The organism is Streptomyces sp. NPDC098789, from assembly GCF_044759975.1.
GTDB lineage: Bacteria > Actinomycetota > Actinomycetes > Streptomycetales > Streptomycetaceae > Streptomyces.
This window is the reverse complement of record NZ_JBIWAJ010000011.1, coordinates 169,522-191,223: the sequence shown is the minus strand read 5'-3', so window position 1 is coordinate 191,223 and position 21,702 is coordinate 169,522. Positions and strand designations below refer to the sequence as shown.

The 21,702-nt window shown below is 69.4% G+C and carries 19 protein-coding genes; 13 read left to right on the top strand and 6 right to left on the bottom strand.

Going from position 1 to position 21,702, the window contains the following annotated elements:
• Positions 1-2: 2 nt before the first annotated feature.
• The 3 genes from ACIQWR_RS22855 (at position 3) to ACIQWR_RS22845 (ending at position 2,799) form a co-directional block, all read left to right on the top strand.
• Positions 3-794, top strand: a complete 792-nt coding sequence (locus ACIQWR_RS22855) for a class II aldolase/adducin family protein (protein ID WP_404012447.1) — start codon at positions 3-5, stop codon at positions 792-794.
• A gap of 150 nt (positions 795-944) precedes the next feature.
• Complete coding sequence (locus ACIQWR_RS22850) at positions 945-2,210, top strand: hypothetical protein (protein WP_404012444.1); 1,266 nt, start codon at positions 945-947, stop codon at positions 2,208-2,210.
• A gap of 85 nt (positions 2,211-2,295) precedes the next feature.
• Positions 2,296-2,799, top strand: a complete 504-nt coding sequence (locus ACIQWR_RS22845; protein WP_404012441.1) for a DoxX family protein — start codon at positions 2,296-2,298, stop codon at positions 2,797-2,799.
• On the opposite strand, the gene ACIQWR_RS22840 is transcribed toward ACIQWR_RS22845, so the two are convergent.
• Entirely contained in the window at positions 2,745-2,969 is a 225-nt protein-coding gene (locus ACIQWR_RS22840) for a hypothetical protein (protein WP_399259464.1), read from the bottom strand. The genes ACIQWR_RS22845 and ACIQWR_RS22840 overlap by 55 nt on opposite strands.
• Positions 2,956-4,290 (bottom strand): PspC domain-containing protein, encoded by a 1,335-nt coding sequence (locus ACIQWR_RS22835; protein WP_404012438.1) that lies wholly within the window; start codon positions 4,288-4,290, stop codon positions 2,956-2,958. Before ACIQWR_RS22835 ends, ACIQWR_RS22840 begins: the two co-directional genes overlap by 14 nt.
• Positions 4,291-4,421: 131 nt before the next feature.
• Between ACIQWR_RS22835 and ACIQWR_RS22830 the strand changes: the two genes are divergently transcribed.
• From ACIQWR_RS22830 to ACIQWR_RS22805, 6 genes are all read left to right on the top strand, one after another.
• Positions 4,422-5,729 carry a PspC domain-containing protein gene (locus tag ACIQWR_RS22830; protein WP_404012435.1) on the top strand — a complete coding sequence of 436 codons (1,308 nt, stop codon included), beginning with the start codon at positions 4,422-4,424 and terminating at the stop codon, positions 5,727-5,729.
• Positions 5,726-6,436: a LuxR C-terminal-related transcriptional regulator gene (locus ACIQWR_RS22825; protein ID WP_404012433.1), complete on the top strand. Its 711-nt coding sequence runs from the start codon at positions 5,726-5,728 to the stop codon at positions 6,434-6,436. The genes ACIQWR_RS22830 and ACIQWR_RS22825 overlap by 4 nt, the downstream gene beginning before the upstream one ends.
• A 60-nt stretch (positions 6,437-6,496) precedes the next feature.
• Positions 6,497-7,750: an ATP/GTP-binding protein gene (locus ACIQWR_RS22820; RefSeq protein WP_404012431.1), complete on the top strand. Its 1,254-nt coding sequence runs from the start codon at positions 6,497-6,499 to the stop codon at positions 7,748-7,750.
• Positions 7,750-8,466 carry an RloB family protein gene (locus ACIQWR_RS22815; RefSeq protein ID WP_404012429.1) on the top strand — a complete coding sequence of 239 codons (717 nt, stop codon included), beginning with the start codon at positions 7,750-7,752 and terminating at the stop codon, positions 8,464-8,466. Before ACIQWR_RS22820 ends, ACIQWR_RS22815 begins: the two co-directional genes overlap by 1 nt.
• An 84-nt stretch (positions 8,467-8,550) precedes the next feature.
• Positions 8,551-11,202 (top strand): N-6 DNA methylase, encoded by a 2,652-nt coding sequence (locus ACIQWR_RS22810; protein WP_404012426.1) that lies wholly within the window; start codon positions 8,551-8,553, stop codon positions 11,200-11,202.
• Positions 11,192-12,427 (top strand): restriction endonuclease subunit S, encoded by a 1,236-nt coding sequence (locus ACIQWR_RS22805; protein WP_404012424.1) that lies wholly within the window; start codon positions 11,192-11,194, stop codon positions 12,425-12,427. The genes ACIQWR_RS22810 and ACIQWR_RS22805 overlap by 11 nt, the downstream gene beginning before the upstream one ends.
• Positions 12,428-12,498: 71 nt before the next feature.
• On the opposite strand, the gene ACIQWR_RS22800 is transcribed toward ACIQWR_RS22805, so the two are convergent.
• Both ACIQWR_RS22800 and ACIQWR_RS22795 read right to left on the bottom strand, forming a co-directional pair.
• Complete coding sequence (locus tag ACIQWR_RS22800) at positions 12,499-12,846, bottom strand: hypothetical protein (RefSeq protein ID WP_404012422.1); 348 nt, start codon at positions 12,844-12,846, stop codon at positions 12,499-12,501.
• Entirely contained in the window at positions 12,846-13,163 is a 318-nt protein-coding gene (locus ACIQWR_RS22795; protein ID WP_404012419.1) for a hypothetical protein, read from the bottom strand. The genes ACIQWR_RS22800 and ACIQWR_RS22795 overlap by 1 nt, the downstream gene beginning before the upstream one ends.
• Positions 13,164-13,452: 289 nt before the next feature.
• Between ACIQWR_RS22795 and ACIQWR_RS22790 the strand changes: the two genes are divergently transcribed.
• From ACIQWR_RS22790 to ACIQWR_RS22775, 4 genes are all read left to right on the top strand, one after another.
• On the top strand, positions 13,453-14,247 hold the full coding sequence (locus ACIQWR_RS22790; protein WP_404012417.1) for a Scr1 family TA system antitoxin-like transcriptional regulator: 795 nt from the start codon (positions 13,453-13,455) through the stop codon (positions 14,245-14,247).
• Positions 14,240-14,461 (top strand): DUF397 domain-containing protein, encoded by a 222-nt coding sequence (locus ACIQWR_RS22785; RefSeq protein ID WP_404012414.1) that lies wholly within the window; start codon positions 14,240-14,242, stop codon positions 14,459-14,461. Before ACIQWR_RS22790 ends, ACIQWR_RS22785 begins: the two co-directional genes overlap by 8 nt.
• A gap of 148 nt (positions 14,462-14,609) precedes the next feature.
• The gene (locus ACIQWR_RS22780; RefSeq protein WP_404012411.1) at positions 14,610-18,221 is read left to right on the top strand and encodes a type I restriction endonuclease subunit R; all 3,612 of its coding nucleotides are present in this window, start codon (positions 14,610-14,612) and stop codon (positions 18,219-18,221) included.
• 4 nt (positions 18,222-18,225) lie between these two features.
• Positions 18,226-19,011 (top strand): M48 family metallopeptidase, encoded by a 786-nt coding sequence (locus tag ACIQWR_RS22775; protein ID WP_404012408.1) that lies wholly within the window; start codon positions 18,226-18,228, stop codon positions 19,009-19,011.
• 270 nt (positions 19,012-19,281) lie between these two features.
• Here ACIQWR_RS22775 and ACIQWR_RS22770 read toward each other — a convergent pair whose 3' ends face one another.
• Together ACIQWR_RS22770 and ACIQWR_RS22765 are read right to left on the bottom strand one after the other, a co-directional pair.
• Positions 19,282-20,331 carry an NlpC/P60 family protein gene (locus tag ACIQWR_RS22770; protein ID WP_404012405.1) on the bottom strand — a complete coding sequence of 350 codons (1,050 nt, stop codon included), beginning with the start codon at positions 20,329-20,331 and terminating at the stop codon, positions 19,282-19,284.
• 175 nt (positions 20,332-20,506) lie between these two features.
• Positions 20,507-21,619, bottom strand: coding sequence for an NlpC/P60 family protein (locus ACIQWR_RS22765; RefSeq protein ID WP_404012403.1), 1,113 nt, complete (start codon positions 21,617-21,619; stop codon positions 20,507-20,509).
• Positions 21,620-21,702 lie beyond the last annotated feature (83 nt).

The following is a 21,702-nucleotide window of genomic DNA, read 5'->3' as shown; positions in this document are numbered from 1 at the left end:
CCATGGCCGAGGGGCACGTACGGACGCCCGCACCCGCACCCGTGCCCGTGGAGCGGCTGGGCTTCGAGCTGCCGCCGGTCTTCGCCACCGCCGAGGAGAGCCGCGCGCACCGCAAACGGCGGCTGGCGGGCGCGCTGCGGCTGTTGGGGCGGCTCGGGTACGAGGACGGGGTCGGCGGGCACGTCACCGCCCGCGACCCGGAGTACGACGACTGCTACTGGGTGAACCCCTTCGGTCGGGCCTTCGCCGGCCTCGGCCCCGAGGACCTGCTGCTGGTCGACGGGGAGGGCCGGGTGGTCCGGGGGGAGCGCCGGGTCAACCAACTGGCCTTCGCCGTGCACGCCGCCGTGCACCGGGCCCGGCCCGAGGTGGTGTCCGTGGTCCGTGCGCAGGCCCCCTACGGCAGGGCGCTCGCGGCGCTGGGCGAGCTGCTGGCCCCGATCACCCACGAGGCCTGCGCCTTCTACGAGGACCACGCGCTCATGGACGAGTACGCGGGCGCCGGGGCGGACCCGGGGAGGATCGGGCGGGCGCTGGGCCCGTACAAGGCGCTGGTGCTGCGCAATCAAGGGGTGCTGACCGTCGGGGACTCGGTGGACGCGGCGCTGTGGTGGTTCGTCGCGGCCGAGCGGGCCGCGCAGGTGCAGCTGATCGCGCGGGCTGCCGGGAAGCCGGTGCTCATCGACCACCACGGCGCGGCCTCGACCCGGCAGCAGTTCGGCACCGACCTGGCGGCGTGGGTGAACTGCCAGCCGCTGTGGGAGCAGGTGGAGCGGCCGGAGGAAGGGGCGTGAGCCCCGTCCCGCCGGCGGTGGCGTCAACATCATGAACGGTTAATCACCTGCTCTGACATCGTGCGCAATCCGGAGCACTGCCGCAGTGGTGCACAATTCGCTGGCATTCCCCGGTAGTTGCGCGAAAGTAGTCAGAGAGGCGGCACGCACGTGGCTGTCCAAGAGATGCACAGAAGTACCCACGGCGGCGGCTGCACGTGTGACGACTGCCCACACGGCGCCCGGGAAGGCCACCGCCGCGCGGTCGAAGCCTTCCTGGAGCAGCGTGACGGGCTCGCCGCCGGGCAGGGCCTGCCCGCCGCCGTCGCCCGCTCGGCCGGCGCCTCACGCCAGTGGGTGTCCGACGAACTGACGCTGTCCGCCCGGACGGTGGCCGCCCGCGGCCGGGAGGCCGGGCACTCCTGGCTCTACCTGCTCTCGCGCCGCGCGGTCCTCGGCGTGTGGATCGCCGCCGGCGTGCTGCTGCTCGTCCAGGTCGGCACCGCCGTCGGCAACGGCTGGAGCACGGCGCGCACCGCCGCGCTGCTGGCCGCGCTGGTGCTCGCGGGGCTGCTGACCGTGGCCGCCCGCGCCCAGACCGTGCGGGGCGGGCTGCTGGCCCCGATGGTCGGCGAGGACAACCGGCTGTCCACCTCCAAGACGGTGGCGTGCGCCTGGCTCGTACTCACCGCCTTCGCGGCGCTGCTGCCCGCGGTGCGGCTGGCCGCCTCGACGCCCGGGCCGGAGCGGGTCGCGCTCTACGCCGGGCTCGGGCTGTGGCGCGCGCTGCCGCTGCTGGCGGTCGTGGCGCTGACCGCGGGGGTGGCCGTACTGGTCCGGCGCGTGGTCGCCGTACGGATCATGGGCCAGCGGCTGCAGAAGCTGCCCGCGGACCGGCCGCGCGGGGCGGACCTGCTGACCGACGACGCGGGGCGCGGGAGCTTCCCCGACGCCCAGTACGCGCTGGTGTCCACGGTGGTGCTGGCCTTCGCGGCGGTGACGCTGGCCCGTTTCCCCGACCGGCTCCCGCACCTGCCGTGGGCGCTGGCGCTGCTGGTCGCGCTGTCGGCCGCGGTGTACCTGGCGGCCAAGTACGCGGAGGGCAGCCGCCCCCTGGTGCTGTCGGTGGTGCGGACCCGGGAGCCGGGGGACATCGACGCCTCCGTGCGGCCGGGGGACGACATCGAGATCCGGGGCGTGGGCTTCGTACCGCCCGGGGCGCAGACGCCCGAGATGCTGGCGCGGCTGGTGGTGCGGATCGGGACGGTGCACGTGCACGTACCGCTGGTGCCCGTCGCGGGCGGGTTCACCACCCCGTCCGACACGGTGCTGACCGTGCCGGTCCCGGCGGAGGTGGAACCGGGGCGGGTCGACGTCCAGGTGGTGACGGCGGCCGGGGTGGAATCCAACCGGTGCAGCATCGACGTCGCGGAGTGAGGCGCGGAGGGAGGCGCTGGGTGGATCGGGCGAAGGTGCGCTCCCGCCCGGGTACGCCCGGCGCGCACGCGGTACACAATGAGGCGTGAGCCGAACTGATGAGGTCGCCGACCGCCTGTCCCAGCTGCGCGCGGAGGGCGTGCGCCACGCGCTGTTGCCCCTGCGGATCTTCCTCGGCGTCACCTTCGTCTACGCCGGTCTGGACAAGCTGACCGACTCCGCGTTCCTCTCGGCCTCGGGCGACGGCTCCATCGGCGACCTGATGCGCGGGGTGCGCGACACCTCCGCGATCCCCGCCCTGGTGGACCTGGCCCTCAAGGCGCCCGTCGGCTTCGCGGTGCTGCTGGCCGTCGGGGAGCTGCTGGTCGGTCTCGCGGTGCTGGCCGGGCTCCTGACCCGGCTCGCGGCGGCCGGGGGCGCCCTGATCTCGCTCAGCCTGTGGCTGACGGTCTCCTGGACGGCGACCCCGTACTACTACGGCAACGACCTCGTGTACCTGATGGCCTGGCTGCCGCTGGTGCTGGCCGGGGCGCCCTACCTCTCGCTGGACTCCCGGATCCGGTCCTTGCGGTCGCGCCGCACCGCGTAGGTCGTCACGCCCACCAGCGCCGCCAGGGTCAGCCCGCCGAAGGCCAGCGGGAGGATCAGGAACCAGGGGACGTCCCGCTCGCCCGCGGCGTCGAGCAGGTACAGCACGCCCCCGGTCAGCAGGACCAGGCCCGCCAGCAGCCGTCCCGGTTGGAACTCATGACGCGGCACGGGCCACCTCCACCTGTCCGACACCCGTCTCCAGGTGCAGCTCGATCGTCCCGCCGGCCTCGGTGCCGGGAGCGGGCGCTACAGTCGCCGTTCGCGTCGCGGGGTGCTGGATGCGCAGGTAGTCGCGGGTGTCCCCGGGCAGGCGCACCTCGCCCCAGGAGAGGCGGACGTCGGTCTTCGCGGTGACCTCGCGCGGCAGGATCACCTTCAGTCGACCCGCGTCGAGCGAGGCGCCGACGCGCAGCGTGGTCCCCTTGGGCACGTCCAGCCGGCTCAGGTCCAGCGTGGCCAACCCGGTGCCCGCCGTGTAGGCGGGCCGTACGTCGGCCACCGCCGCCGGCCGCCATTCGATCCGGCGCCAGTCGGTGCCGATCTCCCACGGCATCACGGTGGCCCCGGCCAGCAGCACCGCGGTGATCAGACCCAGCAGCACCGTGCCGAAACCGGTCCGGCCCCGGATCGAACTGACCGCGAGGCCCAGGCCGAAGACGGCCAGCGCGCAGGCGAAGCCGATCTCCAGGGCGTGCCCCAGCGGCCCGGTGCGCCATTCGCTCGCGGTCCCCGCGATCGCGGCCAGCATCGCCAGGACGAAGACCCGGCCGCCGATGCCGCCGCGCGGGACGCTCGGGACGGCGGCGCGCGGCGCCGGGGCCGCCGGGCCCGGGCCGTCGGCCGGGACGACCGCGTCGGCGGGCCCCCACAGGTAGCCGGTGGACCCGACCGGTCCGGTCGTACCGTCCTTGACCAGGGGGTCGCGCCACCAGGACGGGCGGCCGGGCGCGGGCGGTGCCTGGGTCTCCGGCGGCACCGGTCGGTGCCCCGGCCGCTGCGCGGCGCGCGCCGCCGCGGGGCCCTGCGGATCGGGCGCGTCCGCCTCCGGCGGCTGGAGGTGGCGGCGGCGCTGGGACCAGTACGAGGCCCCGGCCAGCGCGAGCACGACCAGGACCGAGAAGACCGCCATCGCGCCGTTGTCCGCCATGGTCAGGAACAGGGCGCAGCCCACCAGCGCGGCGAAGACCGCCGCCAGCGTCGCGCCCTCGACCCGTCCGGTCAGCAGCTTCTTCGCCTCGCTGTCCTCCTCGCCCTCCTGGGGCAGCAGCAGCCAGGCGAAGCCGTAGAAGATCAGGCCGACGCCGCCGGTGACGGCGAGGACGCCCAGCACCACCCGGAAGACCACCGGGTCGAGGTCGAAGTGCCGGCCGAGGCCGCCGCACACGCCCGCGAGGACCTTGTCGCGCCTGCTGCGGCGCAGCGGCGGACGGTCGGCGGGGTCCGCCGGGGGCGTCGCCGGGGGCGGAGGGGAGTCGTGCACGTCGGTCATGGGTCCATGGTGCCGGGCGGTCCGGCCCAGCGGCACCGGGCCCGACCCTGGCGCAACCCTGATATCCCCCCGACGGAACTGGGGGGCTGCCCTGATGTCCCGGACCCCCCGCGCGTGTGACCATCGGTGACATGCCCGCACCAGCCGCCCCCCGCACACCGCACGCCCACGCCTCCGCCGAGACCACCGACACCCCGCCGCGCAAGCTCTACCGCAGCGCCGACGGACGGATGCTCGGCGGCGTCGCCCGCGGGCTCGCCGGGCACCTCGGGCTGCCCGTGCTCTGGGTCCGGCTCGCCTTCCTCGGCACCTTCCTGTTCGGTGACGGCCTCGGGGTGCTGCTCTACGCCGCCTTCTGGGTGTTCGTACCGCTCGGCGTCGGCGGCCGCACCGGGCACCGGTCCTTCTTCGAGACCCTGGCCGACGGCAGCCGGCGGCTGCGCAAGCCCGACCGGGGGCAGGTCACCGCGCTGATCGCGCTCTTCGTCGGCGCGGGCATCTTCATCTCGAAGCTCCAGGCCGGCGACCAGAAGGCCGACCGCTACATCTGGCCGACCCTGCTCGTCGGCGCCGGCGTGGTGTTGGTGTGGCGGCAGGCCGACAACGCCCGCCGGGCCCACTGGAGCTCCGCGGACGGCCGGCACGGCCAGCTCCTGCAGATCGCCCGCGCGCTCGCCGGGGTCGTCCTGGTCGGCGTCGGCCTCACCGTCTTCATCGTCGTACGGGGCTCCGCGGCCCAGCTGGGCAACGTCCTCACCGCGACCCTCGCCGTCCTCGTCGGCGTGGCCCTGCTGGCCGGCCCCTGGCTGATCCGGATGACCCAGGACCTCTCCGAGGAGCGCCTCATGCGCATCCGGGCCCAGGAGCGGGCCGAGGTCGCCGCCCACGTCCACGACTCGGTGCTGCACACCCTCACCCTGATCCAGCGCAACGCCGAGGACGTCGGCGAGGTCCGGCGCCTGGCCCGCGCCCAGGAGCGGGAGCTGCGGAACTGGCTCTACAAGCCCGAGGGCACCGGCAAGGACGAGGCCGAGGAGCCCGACACCCTCGCCGAGGCGGTCAAGAAGACCGCGGCCGACGTCGAGGACCACCACGGGGTGCCCATCGAGGTCGTCGTGGTCGGTGACTGCCCGCTCGACGAGAGGCTGGTCGCGCAGGTCCAGGCCGCGCGCGAAGCGATGGTCAACGCCGCCAAGTACGGTGGCGAGGGCGGCCCCGTCCAGGTCTACGCCGAGGTCGAGGGTCGGACGGTGTTCGTGTCCGTACGGGACCGGGGCCCCGGTTTCGACATCGACGCGGTACCCGACGACCGCATGGGCGTACGAGAATCGATCATCGGCCGGATGCAGCGCAACGGCGGGACCGCGCGGCTGCGGTCCGCGCCCGACGGCGGCACGGAAGTCGAACTGGAGATGGAGAGGGCGGCGATGCCGGCATGACCGAGGACAACGCGAGCACCACGGGCGAGGCCGTCGGTGGCGAGACCCGGAGGGTCAAGGTGGTGCTCGTCGACGACCACCGGATGTTCCGCACCGGCGTGCAGGCGGAGATCGGCGAGACCCCGCGCACGGGCGTCGAGGTCGTCGGCGAGGCCGCCGACGTCGACCAGGCCGTCACCGTCATCACCGCCACCCGGCCCGAGGTAGTGCTTCTCGACGTCCACCTCCCCGGCGGCGGCGGGGTCGAGGTGCTGCGGCGCTGCGCCCCGCTGATGACGGCGGCCGAGAACCCGGTGCGCTTCCTGGCGCTGTCCGTCTCGGACGCGGCCGAGGACGTCATCGGCGTCATCCGGGGCGGTGCGCGCGGCTACGTCACCAAGACCATCACCGGCGCCGACCTGGTCGACTCGGTCTTCCGGGTGCAGGACGGCGACGCGGTCTTCTCGCCCCGGCTGGCGGGCTTCGTCCTCGACGCCTTCGCCTCGACGGACGCGCCGCCGGTCGACGAGGACCTGGACCGCCTCACCCAGCGCGAGCGCGAGGTGCTGCGGCTGATCGCGCGCGGGTACGCCTACAAGGAGATCGCCAAGCAGCTCTTCATCTCGGTCAAGACGGTCGAGTCGCACGTCTCGGCGGTGCTCAGGAAGCTCCAACTCTCCAACCGGCACGAACTGACCCGCTGGGCGACGGCCCGCCGGCTGGTCTGACCGTCCAGTAGGCGTATAAGCGATCACGCGACTACTCTGTGCGCGACGAGAGGAGGAAGGATGCTGCTGGGATTCCGCACGGCGAACGTACGGTCGCTACGTGAGGAGCAGGAGCTTTCCTTCGTCGTACCGCAAGACGAGGAGTCGGACGCCGCGAGGACGGTCGAGCTGTCCGATGGCAGGCAGCTCCGCGTCTATCCACTGCTGGGTATCTTCGGCGCGAATGCTTCCGGTAAGTCCAATGTGATCTTCGCGCTGAGGAAGATGCGGGAAGCAGTCCTCAGCTCATACGCACAGTGGACGTCGTACCAGGGGATTCCTCGCGACGTATTCGCTCTCGATCCGAAAGCCGCTGACGAGAGCGCCTTCTATGAGGCTGACTTCGTTCTGGAGGACGGGGTTCGCTGGACCTATGGATTCGAGCTGGGCCCCACCCGGGTGGAGTCCGAGTGGCTGCACGCTTACCCCAAGGGGCGGCGGCAGGAGTGGCTCGACAGGGATGCCTCGCGTGAGAAGGCCTTCAACTTTCCGAACGACCGGATCCAGGACCGTGCGCTGCTGGCCCGGACGACCCGGCCGGACGCGCTCTTCCTCTCCCGCGCGGCCAACGACAACCACCCGCAGCTCACCCGGATCTACCGGTGGTTCCAGGAGAACCTCTGGGACGTCACTCCGGAGACCGAGATCGCGCAGCGTGAGGCCTTCACCGCCGGCAAGCTGCTCGATGAACAGTCACGCGAGCGGATCGAAGAGCTTCTACGGGTTGCCGACCTGGGTATCACCGGGGCCGAGGTCGAGCGGCGGCCGGGGAAGGCGCCCATGGTCCGACTTCTCCACGCCGGTGAAAGCGGGGAGTCCGTCTCCCTCGACTGGGATCGGGAGTCCTTCGGTACGCGTTCGTGGTTCGCGCTGATCGGACCGCTCCTACTGGCTCTGGACAAAGGTGCGGTCCTCCTGATCGATGAGCTGGATGCGAGCCTCCACCCGCGTTTCGCCGCGGAGGTGGTGCGGCTCTTCCAGGCGTCGTGGACCAACACCAAGGGCGCTCAGCTCGTGTTCACCTCCCATGATCCTTCGCTGCTCAGCTCTCCCCGGGGCGGGCGTCAGCTGGAGCCGGGCCAGATCTGGCTCACGGAGAAGGACAAACAGGGCGCCACGGAGATCTACCCGCTGAGTGATGTGGGACCGGGGGCTGAGGAAGACCTCACGGACTCCTACCTCGCGGGTGCCTTCGGGGGCGTGCCGCGGATGGCGGCGGGGCAGATCGGGCGAAAGTTGCTGACGGCACGGGCACAGGGGGCGGAGCGGGCCTGATGGCGAGGGACAAGGGGAGGGACAATCCGGGACGCGCGAAGAAAGTGCGACCGGAAGAGCGTCCGCGCGAGGTGTACGTCCTCACTGAGGGTGAGGTCACCGAGCCGGGCTTCGTTGACTTCGTACGTGAACACGGCACCCCCGCGCAGCAGGGGCGTAGCGTCCTGGTCCATTTCAAGAACCTGAACGCGCCGACCAAACGACGCAAACCCCTGCCTCTGGTGGAGGATGCCATCCCCTTTGTCGCGACGGCCGAGCGTGCGGCACGGAAGGCCGGCCTGGAGGAAGACGACTGGAACTGGCCACAGGTCTGGTGTCTCTTCGACCGCGACCAGCACGAGGACATCCCGACCGCGTTTGCCAGGGCGAAGAGGGCGGGTGTGAAGATCGCCTACTCGCACCCCTGCTTCGAGCTGTGGCGGCTGCTGCACTACCAGAACTACACCAGCACCTTCGGCGGTGTCTGTGACAGCGCCGCGGCCCGCTTGAAGCAGCAGCCCGGGTTCGCGCAAACCTACGGTCCGAGCATCCAGAGCGTCTCCCCGGAGGCGGCGAAGCGTGTGATGCCGGACCAGGTCCGTGACAAGTACAAGAAGGCCCGCGGGTTCGCCAAGCAGCTGAACGCCCGGCACAAGGGGCCGGACCAGAACAAGTGGGACCCGTACACCGACGTGGTCGGCTTCATCGAGGACGGTTTGGGCGTCATCGACTACTGACCGCACAGGGTCACCCCTGTATCTCCCGAGGCCGTAGGCTTCCCGGTGCAACCGGACTAGCCAGACGCAGAGGGAGTGCCCTACGTGGCCAAGCTGACGCTCGCGCAATTGGAACGCCACCTATTCGCGGCCGCGGACATTCTGCGCGGCACGATGGACGCGGCGGAGTATCGCGACTTCATCTTCGTGCTGCTGTTCCTGAAGCGCGTCAACGACGAGTTCGAGGCCGCGCGTGACGTGATCATCGCTGAGGAGCGGGCGGCGGGTGCCTCGGAGGAGGACGTCCAGGACGAGGCGGAGGCGTACCAGAACTACCGGCTGCGCGGAGTCCTGTACGTACCGGAGGCGGCCCGTTGGGAGCGGCTCGCCGGTGCGGTGGACGAGGTCGCGACGCACTTCCTCCAGCCCGCCCTCAACGAGCTGGAGAACCAGGAGGGCAACGGCGAGCTGCGCGGCCTCTTCAGCCACGTCAACTTCAACCGCATCGGCGGGGGCGGAGGCGGCGGCAGGTCCGCGGCGGACCTGGCGGACAAGCGGCTGGCGGCGCTGATCGAGCACTTCGGCAGCATCCGGATGCGTGGCGAGGACTTCGAGTTCCCGGACATGATCGGTGCCGCGTACGAGTACCTGATCAAGGACTTCGCGGACACTGCCGGCAGCAAGGGCGGCGAGTTCTATACCCCGCGTGCGGTCGTTCGGATGATGGTCGAGCTGGCCCGGCCGACGGCCGGAATGCGAATCTACGACCCGTGTGTGGGATCGGGCGGCATGCTGATCCATGCCAAGGAGTACATCGACGAGCACGGTGGCGACTCCGGGAACCTGTTCCTCGCCGGCCAGGACGCCAACAGTGGCTCCTGGGTCATGGCCACGATGAACATGCTCTTCCACGGAGCCAAGTCCTTCTCGCTCAAGACCGGCGACACCCTCACGAATCCGCTGCACCCGGAGGGCAACTTCGACCTGGTGCTCAGCAATCCACCCTTCTCCATGGACTACAAGCAGGTCGATGTACCGAACCAGAATTCGCGGATGCCGTACGGGGAGGCGCCCGAGAAGGGCAAGGCCGACCTGATGTTCCTCCAGCACATGCTGGACATGGTGCGGGCAAAGGGCGGCTCGGTCTTCACCGTCATGCCGCACGGCGTGCTCTTCCGGGGCGGCGGCGAGCAGCGGATCCGTACAGCGTTGCTGGACGCGGACCTGATCGAGGCCGTGATCGGCCTCGCTCCGAACCTCTTCTACGGGACCGGCATCCCGGCGTGTGTGATCGTGCTGCGGGCGCCGGGCCACAAGCCGCAGGGGCGGCGGGGCAAGGTGCTCTTCATCAATGCCGACCGGGAGTACCACGCGGTGCGCGCGCAGAGCATGCTGCTGCCGGAGCACGTCGAGAAGATCGTCTCCACGTTTCACGCGTACGCGGACGTCGAGGGCTTCGCGAAGGTCGTCGACCGGTCGGAGCTGGCGCAGAACGCGGACAACCTGAACATCCGCCGGTACGTGGACAACACCCCGCCGCCGGAGCCGCAGGACGTGCGGGCCCACCTGATGGGTGGCGTGCCGGTCGCGGAGATCGAGGCGAAGAAGGCGCTGCTAGACGCGTACGGGGTGAACGCGCTGGAACTGTTCGCGCCGCGGGAGGGCGACCCGGAGTACGTCGACTTCTTGCCGGAGGGCGAGCGGCCGGACGCGGCGCGGCTGACGGAGCTGGCGGCCAAGCGGGAGGCGGTGCTGTGGAAGGCCTTCGAGGATTGGTGGCGGTCAGAAACAGACCAGATCGCCCTGCTGGCACCGGCCGAAGGCGATGACCGCACGGAGGGCGAACACAAGGCCCAACTGGCCAGGCTTCGGGCCGACTTGATCAACTCATTCCGTACCCGGCTCCTTGAGGTTGGCCTCCTGGACCGGTATGCACTGGCGGGCGCCGTCGCCGGCTGGTGGCACGAGGCGAAGTACGACCTGATGGCGCTTTCGGTGACCGGCTTCGGCGGGGTCATCGATGGCTGGGTCGAGATGGTCAAGACGATGCTCGCGCCGGAACCGAACCCGAGCACGGGCGGCAGCCGCAAACGCTCGGCGGCGGAACGCCGCCAGGCGTACGACCACAAGGTGGTCGCCGCCATCGCCCCCGACTTCCTGGAGGAACTGGCGGAGGCGGACCGGGTCAAGGCGGACTTCGACGCGCGGGTGAAGGCGGCGGAAGAGGCGAAGGCGGCACTCGGGGCGGCGCTACTAGCGGCTGCGTCGGGCGACGAGGACGCGGAGGTGGATGCGGAGCTGGTGAAGGCGGTCCTGGCTCCGAAGGACCTGGCGAAGCTGAAGAAGGAACGCACGGCGGCGGGCAAGGTCGTTACCGACCTGGAGGACGATTTCTGGCCGATCGAATCCACGCGCAAACCGAAGCCGGCGGAGCCGGCCAAGGCCGAGCCGGGCGCCGTTCAGGAGTTCCTTCTGCTGCCGGGCAATGCTGAAGCCGAGGAGAACGAACCTCGCCTTGTGCGTGTGCGTCGATCTATGGGCGCGGTGGCTGAGGAGGGCGCTGTCCTCGGTATCCTGCAGGCGGATTTGACAGGTAAATTGGATGGCCACCTGGCGCGCAATCGGCGCGAGTTGGTGGCCTCGATCCATGGGTGGGTGGACAAATACGCGGAATCGATGCGGGATATTGAGGCCAGGCGCAATAAGGCTGCCGAGTATCTGGATGGTGTACTGAAGGAGCTTCGGTATGCGAATTGAATCCACTCCTCTTGTTCCGCTTTCTTCCCTCCTCAAGCGTGTTGAGGCTGGATGGAGTCCAACCTGCGAGCCGCAGGCTCCCGGATCGGCGGAGTGGGGGGTGCTCAGCTTGGGGGCTATCACGTCGGGAAAATTCAAACCTGATAACGCGAAACGCCTCCCTGAGGGAGCTGCTCCGCGCACGCATCTGGAAATTGCGCCTAAAGACGTCCTCATCGCGCGAGCGAATGGTTCGCGAGCATTGGTTGGTGTGGGCTGCGTAGTGCCCGATACTCGCCAGAAGCTGCTATTGCCGGATCTCATCTACAGGCTCTTGCCGGATCCGTTGAAGATTGACCCGGAATTTCTCGGGGTGCTGATTAGCTCCCGTAGGTTCAGGCAGCAAGTGGAAGCGTCTATGCGCAGTACGAGCGGACAGTTCAAAATTTCCCAGGCGGATCTTCGGGCATTCTTGGTCCCGGAGAAATCTCTGCCGCAGCAGCGCCGCATTATCGAAGTGCTCGACATTGTGTCGGCGGCGGAGAGTTGCATCGAGTTGACGATTTCGAAACTCAAGGCTGTGCGGCGAGGGGTCTTGCTCAACTCTATGGCGTTGGATAGGTCAAGTTGCCCCCGAAAGGGGTGGGAGCGAATTTCGCTCAAAGAGGTCGTGCCGACTACGGACTATGGAATCTCCTACGCGCTGATCGGTGAACCCGGTGGCGTTCCAGTTTTGCGCATGAATAATATTCGTGACGCGCGAATTGAGGTCGGTGACCTTCGATACTCTCCGATCTCGGTTCCGGACAGGCTTGAGCTGCGTCACGGAGATGTGCTGTTCAACCGGACGAACAGCATCGATCACGTCGGCAAAACAGCCATGTGGCGGGGTGAACTACCACGGGCGACGTTTGCTTCCTACTTGGTTCGCCTGAACCCGGACCTCCGGCGGGTTATGCCCGAGTATCTGGTTGAGTGGTTTCAGCATCCGCTCGTCCGTCAACGTGTGAAAGCGATTTCAACGGTTGCAGTCCAGCAAGTGAACGTCAATCCGACCAAACTTCGCGAGCTTGAAATCGACTTGCCGATTGCGTTGGAAGACCAGCGCAGGATCGTGGCATCCCTCGTCGCGTGTGATGACCGCATTCGCCAAGAGGAAGAGGAGCTCGTGAAGCTCCGGCAAATGAAGCTCGGTCTAGCCGACGACCTGCTGGCGGGTGCGGGCACTCAGTCGCAGCGCGGGTGATCTCCCGGGCCGAGCTCTCAACTTCCTTCCAGGAGAGTGAGCTCGGCCCGCATGGCTTGTCCCGGAGTCGGTCAATCACCTCGGCGCTTGCCGGGCGGCAGGCGAAGAGGAATTTCGGCCTCGTCGGTGTCGTAGGCGGGATCTGGTAGGCGTGTGCCCCGGCTTTCCGCGACGCGGTGGACGGCACCGAGGGACTCGGTCAGCTGGACCGCCAGGAGATGGAGTTCTCCCGGTGTCCACTTGAGCTCGGCGAGCACGCACTGCGCCTCGTCCAGGAGATCGGCAGCCATGTCGAGCTGCTCCGCCTCCATGCTGTCGGCCAGGCGGGAGACAGGTCCGGCGCCGTCGCCCACCAGATAGCAGGGCTTGCCTTCAGGGCTGGTCCAGGGGAGCAACCGGGCGGTGCAGTTCGCGTCCATCAGGCGACCCCCATCCTGTGGATGTTGCGGGTGTCGAGGTCGATTCCGTACGTGGCGAACCACAGGTTCCGCCGCCGCTGGCGGCGCAGCCGTTCTTCCTCGCGGAGATGGAAGTGGTACGCACCGAGATGCGCCCCTGCGAGAGGGGAAACCTCGCCTGGGGCGGCCAGCAGGGTGTGGATGCCAGGCCGCGCCGTAGCCTTCGGCGCCGCAGGAACGTACGCAGTGATCGGTGAAGCGGCAGCCCGCGGCCATCGGCGTGTGGGCAGGAACAGCCTCAGGAACGGCTCGAAGACTCGGGCGATACGGTGGTTCACGTCGATCTGCTTTCCTCAGGTTGGCCATGCCCCGGGCCGTTCGCGCGGTCGTGGGGGTTCTATACGTGTGGTCCCGGTGGTAGGTGCAGGGACGGGGCAGCGCCACAGGCCACGCGAGCGCCTGATGGATGGGCCAAGCACTCGGGCGTCCAAGCAGGACTCTCCCCGGCGCTGCGACCACCACCCCATCCCTTCGCTGTGTAGCGATCCACTCACAGACTGAGACGGTGCGAGTTAGGCTCGCTAGTGGGTGCAAGGTGACAAAGCTTTTGTCACAAGGGAGTTGGCCATGAGCAATACCTACGGTGACTGGCTGAGGGCTCAGCGGGAAGCGGCGGGGCTGACGCAGCAGCAGCTGGCCGTTGCTGCGGTCATGACCCGTTCGCACATTGCGCATATCGAGGCGGGCCGGCGGGTGCCGTCAAAAGAGGACGCGCGCCGCTTGGACAAGGCGCTGAACACGGGAAACGTGCTTACTAGCTTTCTGCCGCATGACGATGTGGCGGTTGCTGACTACTTCGAGCCGGCGCGCCAACTCGAACAACAGGCGACGATGATCCGTGAGTTCGCTCTGTCCTTCGTCCCGGGCATTCTGCAGACGGAAAGGTACGCGCGTGCGGTTCTGCGTATTGGCTTCCCTCCTGTGAGTGAGGAGGAGCGTGACAGGACCGTTGTCACACGGCTTGAGCGCTCGAAGATCCTCGCCGACCCGGTGATGCCCGTAGTGTGGGCGCTGCTGGACGAGGCAGTGTTACGTCGCCCGATCGGCGGCCCGGATGTCATGGCCGAGCAGATCACGCACATCGTCCGCCTGGCGGAGGGGGAGCGCATTCGTGTGCATGTGGTGCCGTTCGGACTGGGGGGTCACCCACTGATGCAGAGCATGCTGACGCTGATGTGGTTTGAGGATCAGCCCCCGGCGGCCTATGCCGAAGGTCTGCGCATGGGCAAGGTGCATGACTCTCCGGCCGTGGTCGAGCAGCTCCAGGGCGCCTACGATCTCGCACTAGGCGACGCACTGCCACTGAAAGAGTCACTTGCCCTGATGCGGGCGACAGCGAAGGAATTCGGACACCATGGCTGAGTACATCACCCCGGACGCTTCCGAGCTGGGTGGCTGGCGCAAGTCGTCTTACAGCGGAAACGAAGCGGGTAGCTGCATCGAAGTCTTGGACGGCCACCCCTCCGGCGTCCCTGTCCGGGACTCCAAGACCCCCCACGGCCCTGCCCTGCTGTTCCCGTCGGACAGCTGGTCCTCGTTCGTCGATGCAGTGAAAGGCGGGGAGTTCCCCGCCTGAGCCACCCTTAAAAGCCGCCAAAGGCCACAAAATCTACCCGGCCCTCACCTGGGCCCTTGGCCTGACCTGGCTCCCCCCTTGACCTCCTGGCGCAGAATAGGCAGACGGATGATCAGCTGCACGGTTCAGGGTCAGAGGGGCGCGGGGGATGGTACGGAGCGCGGTCGAGCGGGACGAGGTTGAGCTGCCCTTCATCGCGCAGCTCAAGGCGATGGGCTGGGAGCACGTACACGGCCCCGATCTCGACGCCGACGAGCGCACGTACCCCGGCGACGTACTCCTGACCAAGCGCCTTACCGCCGCCTTGCAGCGGGTGAACCGGCTGCCGGGGACCAACGACCCGTGGATGACGGGCACAGAGGCAGAACAGGCCGTCGACGACATGCGGCGGGCCGCCCGGAGCGTGGCCGCGCAGTCGTTGCTCAAGGCCAATGGGGACGCGACCGCTCTGTTGCTGCGCGGCATCCGGATGGACGGGCCGGGCAACAAGGACTTCCTCGTCCAGTACGTCGACTGGGAGTGGGAGGGGTCGGAGGACGAAGAGATCCTGGCGCGGAATCAGTTTCTCGTCGTCGACCAGTTCCGCGTCCGCAAGGCCGACGGCAAGGACGCCGTCCTCGACCTGGTGCTGTTCGTCAACGGAATCCCCGTCGCCGTCGTCGAGTGCAAGAGCCCGGAGCGCAAGGACGCCATAGGCGATGCCGTTCGGGACCTGCGCATGTACGCCGGGCAGCCGCTGGACACCGACGGGCGGCCGGCGGCGCAGATCCGCAGCGGCGTACCGGAGTTGTTCGCCCCGGCCCAGCTATTGATCGCCGCCAGCGGCACCACCGCCGCGCTCGGCACGATCTCCTCCGCCGAAGAGCACTACGCGGTCTGGCGCAGCGTGGAACCGGACTACCCCGACGAAGGCGCTCTGCGAGCCGAGTTGGAGGCCGGCAGACTCCTGCGGGGCGGCGTCAAGCTCACCGGGCAGCACAAGCTGATCGCGACCGTCCTCAAGCCCCGCAACCTGCTGAACATCATCCGGCACTACGTTTTCGAACTCCCCGTCAAGACCAAGGAGGGCGAGCCCCCGCTCACCGTCAAGGCGGTCTGTCGGCACCAGCAGTACCGGGCGGTCGAGAAGATCGTCCGTAAGCTGCGGACCGCCCGCAAGCGCGGTGAGGCCGGCGCCGAGGACGACGAGCGCGGCGGTGTCATCTGGCACACCCAAGGCTCTGGGAAGAGCCTCACCATGTCCTTCCTGGCCCGGCGGCTGCACATGAGCCGCGACCGGGAGCTGAACCGCTTCACTCTCCTCGTCGTGACCGACCGCAAGCAGCTCCAGCGGCAGCTCTCGGCTGCCGTTCAGGTCAGCGGCAGCCCGATTCGGATCGCCAAGTCACAGACCGACGTGGAGGGGATGCTGCAACGGGCCGGCAAGCCCGGTGGCCGGGCCGTGATCTTCGCGATGATCCAGAAATATCTGGGCCGGGTACCCGGGCTCATCGGCGAGTCGGACGGCGACGACCGGGACTTCGAAGAGGAGATGCGCCGCACGCAGGACCGCATCGCCGCGGGCGAGGACCCGCAGGAGATCGCCGACCCGACACCGGACGAAGCCACCACCGAGGCGGTCAGACGGAGGTTCACGGAGTGCAGCACCGACCCCCACGTCCTGGTGCTGGTCGACGAGGCGCACCGTTCGCACACCTCTGTGTTGCATGCCTGCCTGCGGGATGCCGTTCCGAACGCCGCGCGGATCGGATTCACCGGTACGCCGATCATGAAGGGCAAGCTGACCGACACGGGCCGGATCTTCGGTCTGGAGCCCGGAAACACCTTCCTCGATTCCTACCGGATGACGGAGGCGGAGAAGGACAAGGTCGTTGTCCCCGTCCGCTACGAAGGGCGCACTGGACCCGCTGAGATCATGGGGAAGGAGGGGATGAATGAAACCTTCGAGGACCTCATCGCCTCTGCCCCCGAAGAGCACCAGGACAAGGCCCGCAAGGGAACCAAGCCCACGAGCCGGGACGTCGCCGAGTCCTTCCCCATGATCCGGGCGAAGGCCGCGGACATGCTCGCGCACTACGTGCGAGGGCCGCTCACTGGCGGCTTCAAGGCCCAGATCGCAGCCGTCAGCCGACGTGCGGCCGTGTACTACCGGGCCGCTCTCCGTGACGTGCGCGCCGATTTGCTCGCCCGGGTGCGCGACGAGTTCGACCCCGAAGCGCTGCGCGGCAAGAAGCCGGAGGAGTACACGCAGGATGAGCTCCTCCTGCTGCGCGCCTGGCAGTACCAGGAAGTCCTGCGTCGCATGGACTTCGTACCGGTGATCTCGGAGGGCGACGAACGCAAGAGTGGCGCATGGCGGGAATGGACCGATGCGAAGTTCCAGGAGGAGCACATCGAGCGGTTCCTGGAGCCGTTTCCCGAGCTGCCGCCGGACAATCCGTGGGTGATCGCGCACCCGGTGGAGACCGATCCGTTGCCGGGTGGCACTGTCGGCTTGAATCCGTGGAGCGACGCCACCGTCGACGCCGCCGTGGAGAAGCCGCCCATTGCCTTCCTGATCGTGAAGTCGATGCTGCTGACGGGTTTCGACGCCCCGATCGAACAGGCGCTGTACCTGGACCGACCGATCCAGGACGCCGAGCTGCTCCAGGCGGTGGCCCGTGTCAACCGGCCGGCTCGCCTCAAGCGCGAGGGCCGAGTCGTGGACTACTACGGGGTACTCGACAACCTCGGCGTCACCCTTGCCGCGTACCGCGGAGATCCGCCTGTGCTCGCCGGGGTGCGGACTCTGTCCTCGGAAGTACCCGCGATGCACGGAGCGGCGACGCACCTGCGGCGGTTCCTCAAGCAGCTGGGCACTGGCGGGCTGGACGGGCCCGGACGCATGGCGCGCGCGATGCTGGCACTGCACGACCCGATGGAGCGGGCCGAGTACGACCGCCTCCTCGGAGAGTTCCTTGACGCCATGGAACGCGTACTGCCGCATGAGGATGCTCTTGAGCTGGTGCCGTATGCCCGCCGCTGGACCCAGCTTCAGCAGCGTGTGCGCAGGCACTATCGCGACGAGGCCGACGGATCCTTCTCGATGCGCGGCTACGGGCGCAAGGTACGGGCTCTGATCGCCGAACATCTGACACTGCCCGAGATCACGCAGGCCATCGCGCCCGTTTCGATTCTCGATCCCGACTTCGACGAGATCGTGGGACGCGTCCCGAACGTGCGCGAGTCGGCTGCCGAGCAGGTGCAGGCATTGCGCTACCACCTTCAGGAACGCCTCGAAGCGGACGAGCGCCCGGTGTACCGCACGCTCTCGGAGGATCTACAGAGGGTCCTGGACGAGTTCGAAGGCCGCTGGGAGGACATCAAGCGGGAGCTCGGCCCGCTCATCGAGCGTGCCCGGCAGGCGGAGCGGGCCGATCCAGCCGTGTCGGACCTGACCTCGACGGAGCGGAGGCTGTACGCGAAGCTCTCCGACCAGCTGACCGCGCACCCGGCCTTTGACGTGCCCGACCAGGCGGTCCTGCGCACCCTGGCTGTGGGCCTCTCCGACCTGATCTCGGCACACGTGTCGCGCGCTTCCTGGGCGGAGCAGGAGACGAGCCTGGACGACCTGCAAGTGCAGATCTGGAACTTCCTGAAGAAGGAGCGGATCCGGCCCAAGAATGGCGGGCTACCGCAGCTGACGATCCTGTCAAATTCACTCGCCGGGTTCGCACAGCAGCACGCCGCCGCCTTCCGCTCGGAAGGGCGGGGACAATAGGGGGGTGCCTGATTCGCTCCTGCCGATGACTTCTGCCCCGCCACCGCTGAACGACGGGCAGGAGCTGACCGTCGACGGCCGGGTGCTGCGGGTGCGGGTGAGCTCCCGGCGCTCGAAGCTGGGGCTGACGGTCGAGCGGGATGGCTCCCTGACCCTGAGGGCACCGCTGGCCTGCGAAAGGGATCGGGCCGAGGCGTTCGTGCGGGGCAGCCGACTGTGGATCGAAGGCAAGTTGTGGCTGCGCAACCAGCTGAAGCCAGTCCACCCAACCCGTGGCTTCATCGATGGTGAGACGTACCGATACCTGGGGCGCGAGTACCGGCTACTGCTGGTGGACGAACCCGGTGTACTGGTCCGCCTGTCCGCCGGGCGGCTGCGGTTGGACAGGGCCACGGCTGCGGACATTCAGCTGGCCCGGCGTGCCGTCACGGCCTGGTATTGCAGGGTGGGGCTGAGCTGGGCGCAGGGGCGGCTTCAGCCCTGGGCAGCGCGCATGGATGTTGCGGAACCGGAAGTAAGAGTGCGAGATGTGGGACGCCGCTGGGGTACCTATCGGCCAGGTGACACGGACAACGGTCAGATGGCCCTGCATTGGGCGGTATTTCAGCTGCCCGCGCAGCTCGTCGACTACGTGATCGCTCACGAACTGGCGCACATCCGGGTGGGCGGGCATGGACCTGAGTACTGGCGACTGCTGCGCCGGGCGATCCCGGAGTGCGAGCGCCTGAAAGAGGAGCTGGACGAGATGGGTCGCAGAGTTTGGCTGGGAGATGTGCCCGGAGAACGGTAGTTAAGTCAGTGCGCCCGCTGATGGCCGTCGTGCGGAATGGACCAGCAGGCCCGGTGCGAGGCCGTGCAGCTGATGATGTCTTAAGTCCTTTGATGCAAGCCTGGGAAACCGGGGTTCCGGCCTGCGGACGGCATCGGCGGCCGGGCCCGGAGCACCGACCTTGAAGGGAAGATCTTCGGGGTCATCGGCGACGTGTACGTGGCTTAAGACGGGCTGAGGTGGTGGTTCGGGATGGGACCTGGCACTCAGCTCCTTGCCCGCGCCCCGCGCTCATACCGGGCGGGAGGCGCCGGCCCAGGGCATCGAGGCGATCGGGGCGATCCGGACCGGGGCGCCGGGGTGCGGGGCGTGGATCATCTGGCCGTTGCCGATGTACATGCCGACGTGACTGATCCCGGAGTAGAAGAACACCAGGTCACCCGGGGCGAGCTGGTCGCGGGAGACCCGGTGGCCGGCATTGATCTGGGTGTAGGTGGTGCGGGGCAGGGAGACCCCGGCCGCCTTCCAGGCCGCCTGGGTCAGCCCCGAGCAGTCGAAGGAGCCGGGCCCGGTGGCCCCCCAGACGTACGGCTTGCCGAGCGCCCCGTAGGCGAAGGCCACCGCCTTGGCCGCGCGCGAACCGTCGCCGGGCGGCGCGGCCGCCGGGGCCGTGGCGGAGCCCGCGCCGGTGGCGGGTCCCGCGCCCTGGGCCTCGTACCGCGCGCGCTCCTCGGCCGTGAGCTTGGCCAGCAGCTGCTTCGCGGCGTCGAGCTTGCCCTCGATCACGGACTTGCGGTCGGAGAGTTCGCTCTCGCGGGCGCGCAGCTCCGAGAGCCGGCCCGCCGCCTTGTCGCGCAGCCGCCCGACCTCGTCGAGCTGACGGCGTACGGAGGCCACCTCCGAGGCGGTGCGGTCGCCGGCCCGCGTGATGAAGGCGGCCCGGTCGAGGTAGTCCTGCGGGTCGTCGGCGAGCGCGAGCTGGACGGCGGTGCCCAGGCTCCCGCTGCGGTACTGCGAGGCGGCGAGCGAGCCGAGGGCGCCGCGCGCGCTGTTCAACCGGTCGGTCTTGCGGGCCGTCTCGTCGCGCAGCTCGGTCAGCGACTTCTGCGCGGCCTCCGCCTTCTCCTTCGCCCCGTTGTACTGCTCCGTCGCCGCCTCGGCCTCCTCGTAGAGCCGGTCCACCTGGGCCTTGACCTGGTCCGGGGTGGGCTGGGGGTCGGCCTGCGAGGTGCCTTCGTAGGCGGTGGCGGTGGCAGCGCCCGCCAGGGCGAGGGTGGCGGCGGTGCGGAGGGCGCCGCCGGAGAGGAGCGGGCGCTGCCTGGGCTTTCGATGACTGGCCACGGGGGCCTCACGTCCTTCCCTGCTGATCCGTCGTGCGGGTCTTGGGGGAGGACGCTAAACCTGGAGGTAACGGGAAGATGTCGAGATGATCCGAACTGCCCGGAGCTGATCCACACTGATTCCGATTGTCCTCCGACGACCGTTCGTGGCCGCCCGATGACCCCTCAGACACCCCCTAGCCGGGTCGGACGCTCCCGTACATCGGCTGGTAGTGGATCGAGTCCTCGCGGACGTACGCCCCGGGGCGCGGGGCGTGGATCATCCGGCCGCCGCCGATGTACAGCCCGACGTGGCTGATGTCGTCGTAGAAGAAGACCAGGTCACCGGGGCGCAGGTCGGCCGTCGCGATCCGCGGGCCCGCCTCGACCTGGTCCCACGTGGTGCGCGGCAGGTCGATGCCCGCCGCGCGCCAGGCGGCCTGGGTCAGCCCCGAGCAGTCGTAGGAGCCGGGTCCGGTGGCCCCCCAGACGTACGGCTTGCCCAGCTGGGCCCGGGCGAAGGCGACCGCCCGCGCGCCGTGCGCCGAGGCCGGTGCGTCCGCGGGCAGCGGGCCGCCCGGGGCAGCGGCCCCCGCGCCCGCCTCCAGCTCCGCGAGCCGGGTCCGCTCCGCCCGGGTCAGCCCCGTGAGCAGGGCGTTCGCCTCGGCCAGCCGGCCTTGCACCGCCTGTTTGCGCTGGCGCAGCTCCGCCTGCGAGGACTCCACTTCGCTCAGCGCCCCGGCCGCTTCCGCCCTTCTCTTGGAGGTGTCCAGCTGCTGCTGCCGCGCGTCCGCCAGGAGGCGCTCGCCGCGGTCCCCGAGCCGGGACATCAGGTGCTCCTGGGTGAAGAAGCCCTGCGGATCGGAGCCGAGCAGCAGCGTGGCGGCGCCGCCCAGGGGACCGGCGCCCCGGTACTGGGCCGCCGCGAGGCTGCCCAGGAGGCGCCGGGTCTCGTTCAGCCGCTGCGTGTTGCGGGCGACCTGGTCCATCAGCGCGACCAGCTTCGCCCGCTGTACGGCCACCCGCTCGGCGGCCGCGTCGTACTCCTGGGTGGCGGTCCCGGCCTGCCGCTGGAGCGCGTCCACCCGCGAGCGCACCTCCTCCACGGAGGGCCGCGGGGCCGGGACGGCAGGGGTGGCGGGGGCGGCGGGGGCGGCAGGGGCGGCGAGGGCCAGTTGCTGGGGGATCAGCCCCAGCGCGGCGACGGCGGCGGTGGTGACGACGCCCAGTCGGCCCGCGGCGGCCGCCGGGGCGCTCGGGCGTAATCGGGTGCGCGGCTTGCGGTGGGGGGAGGGAGCGGGGTGGGACACGGGCCGGCACCTCCTTCCGGTTGGCGCTGGACGCTAGCGCCGCCGCGCGGGGCTGGGAAGGGTCCGGGAGCATATGCGGGACC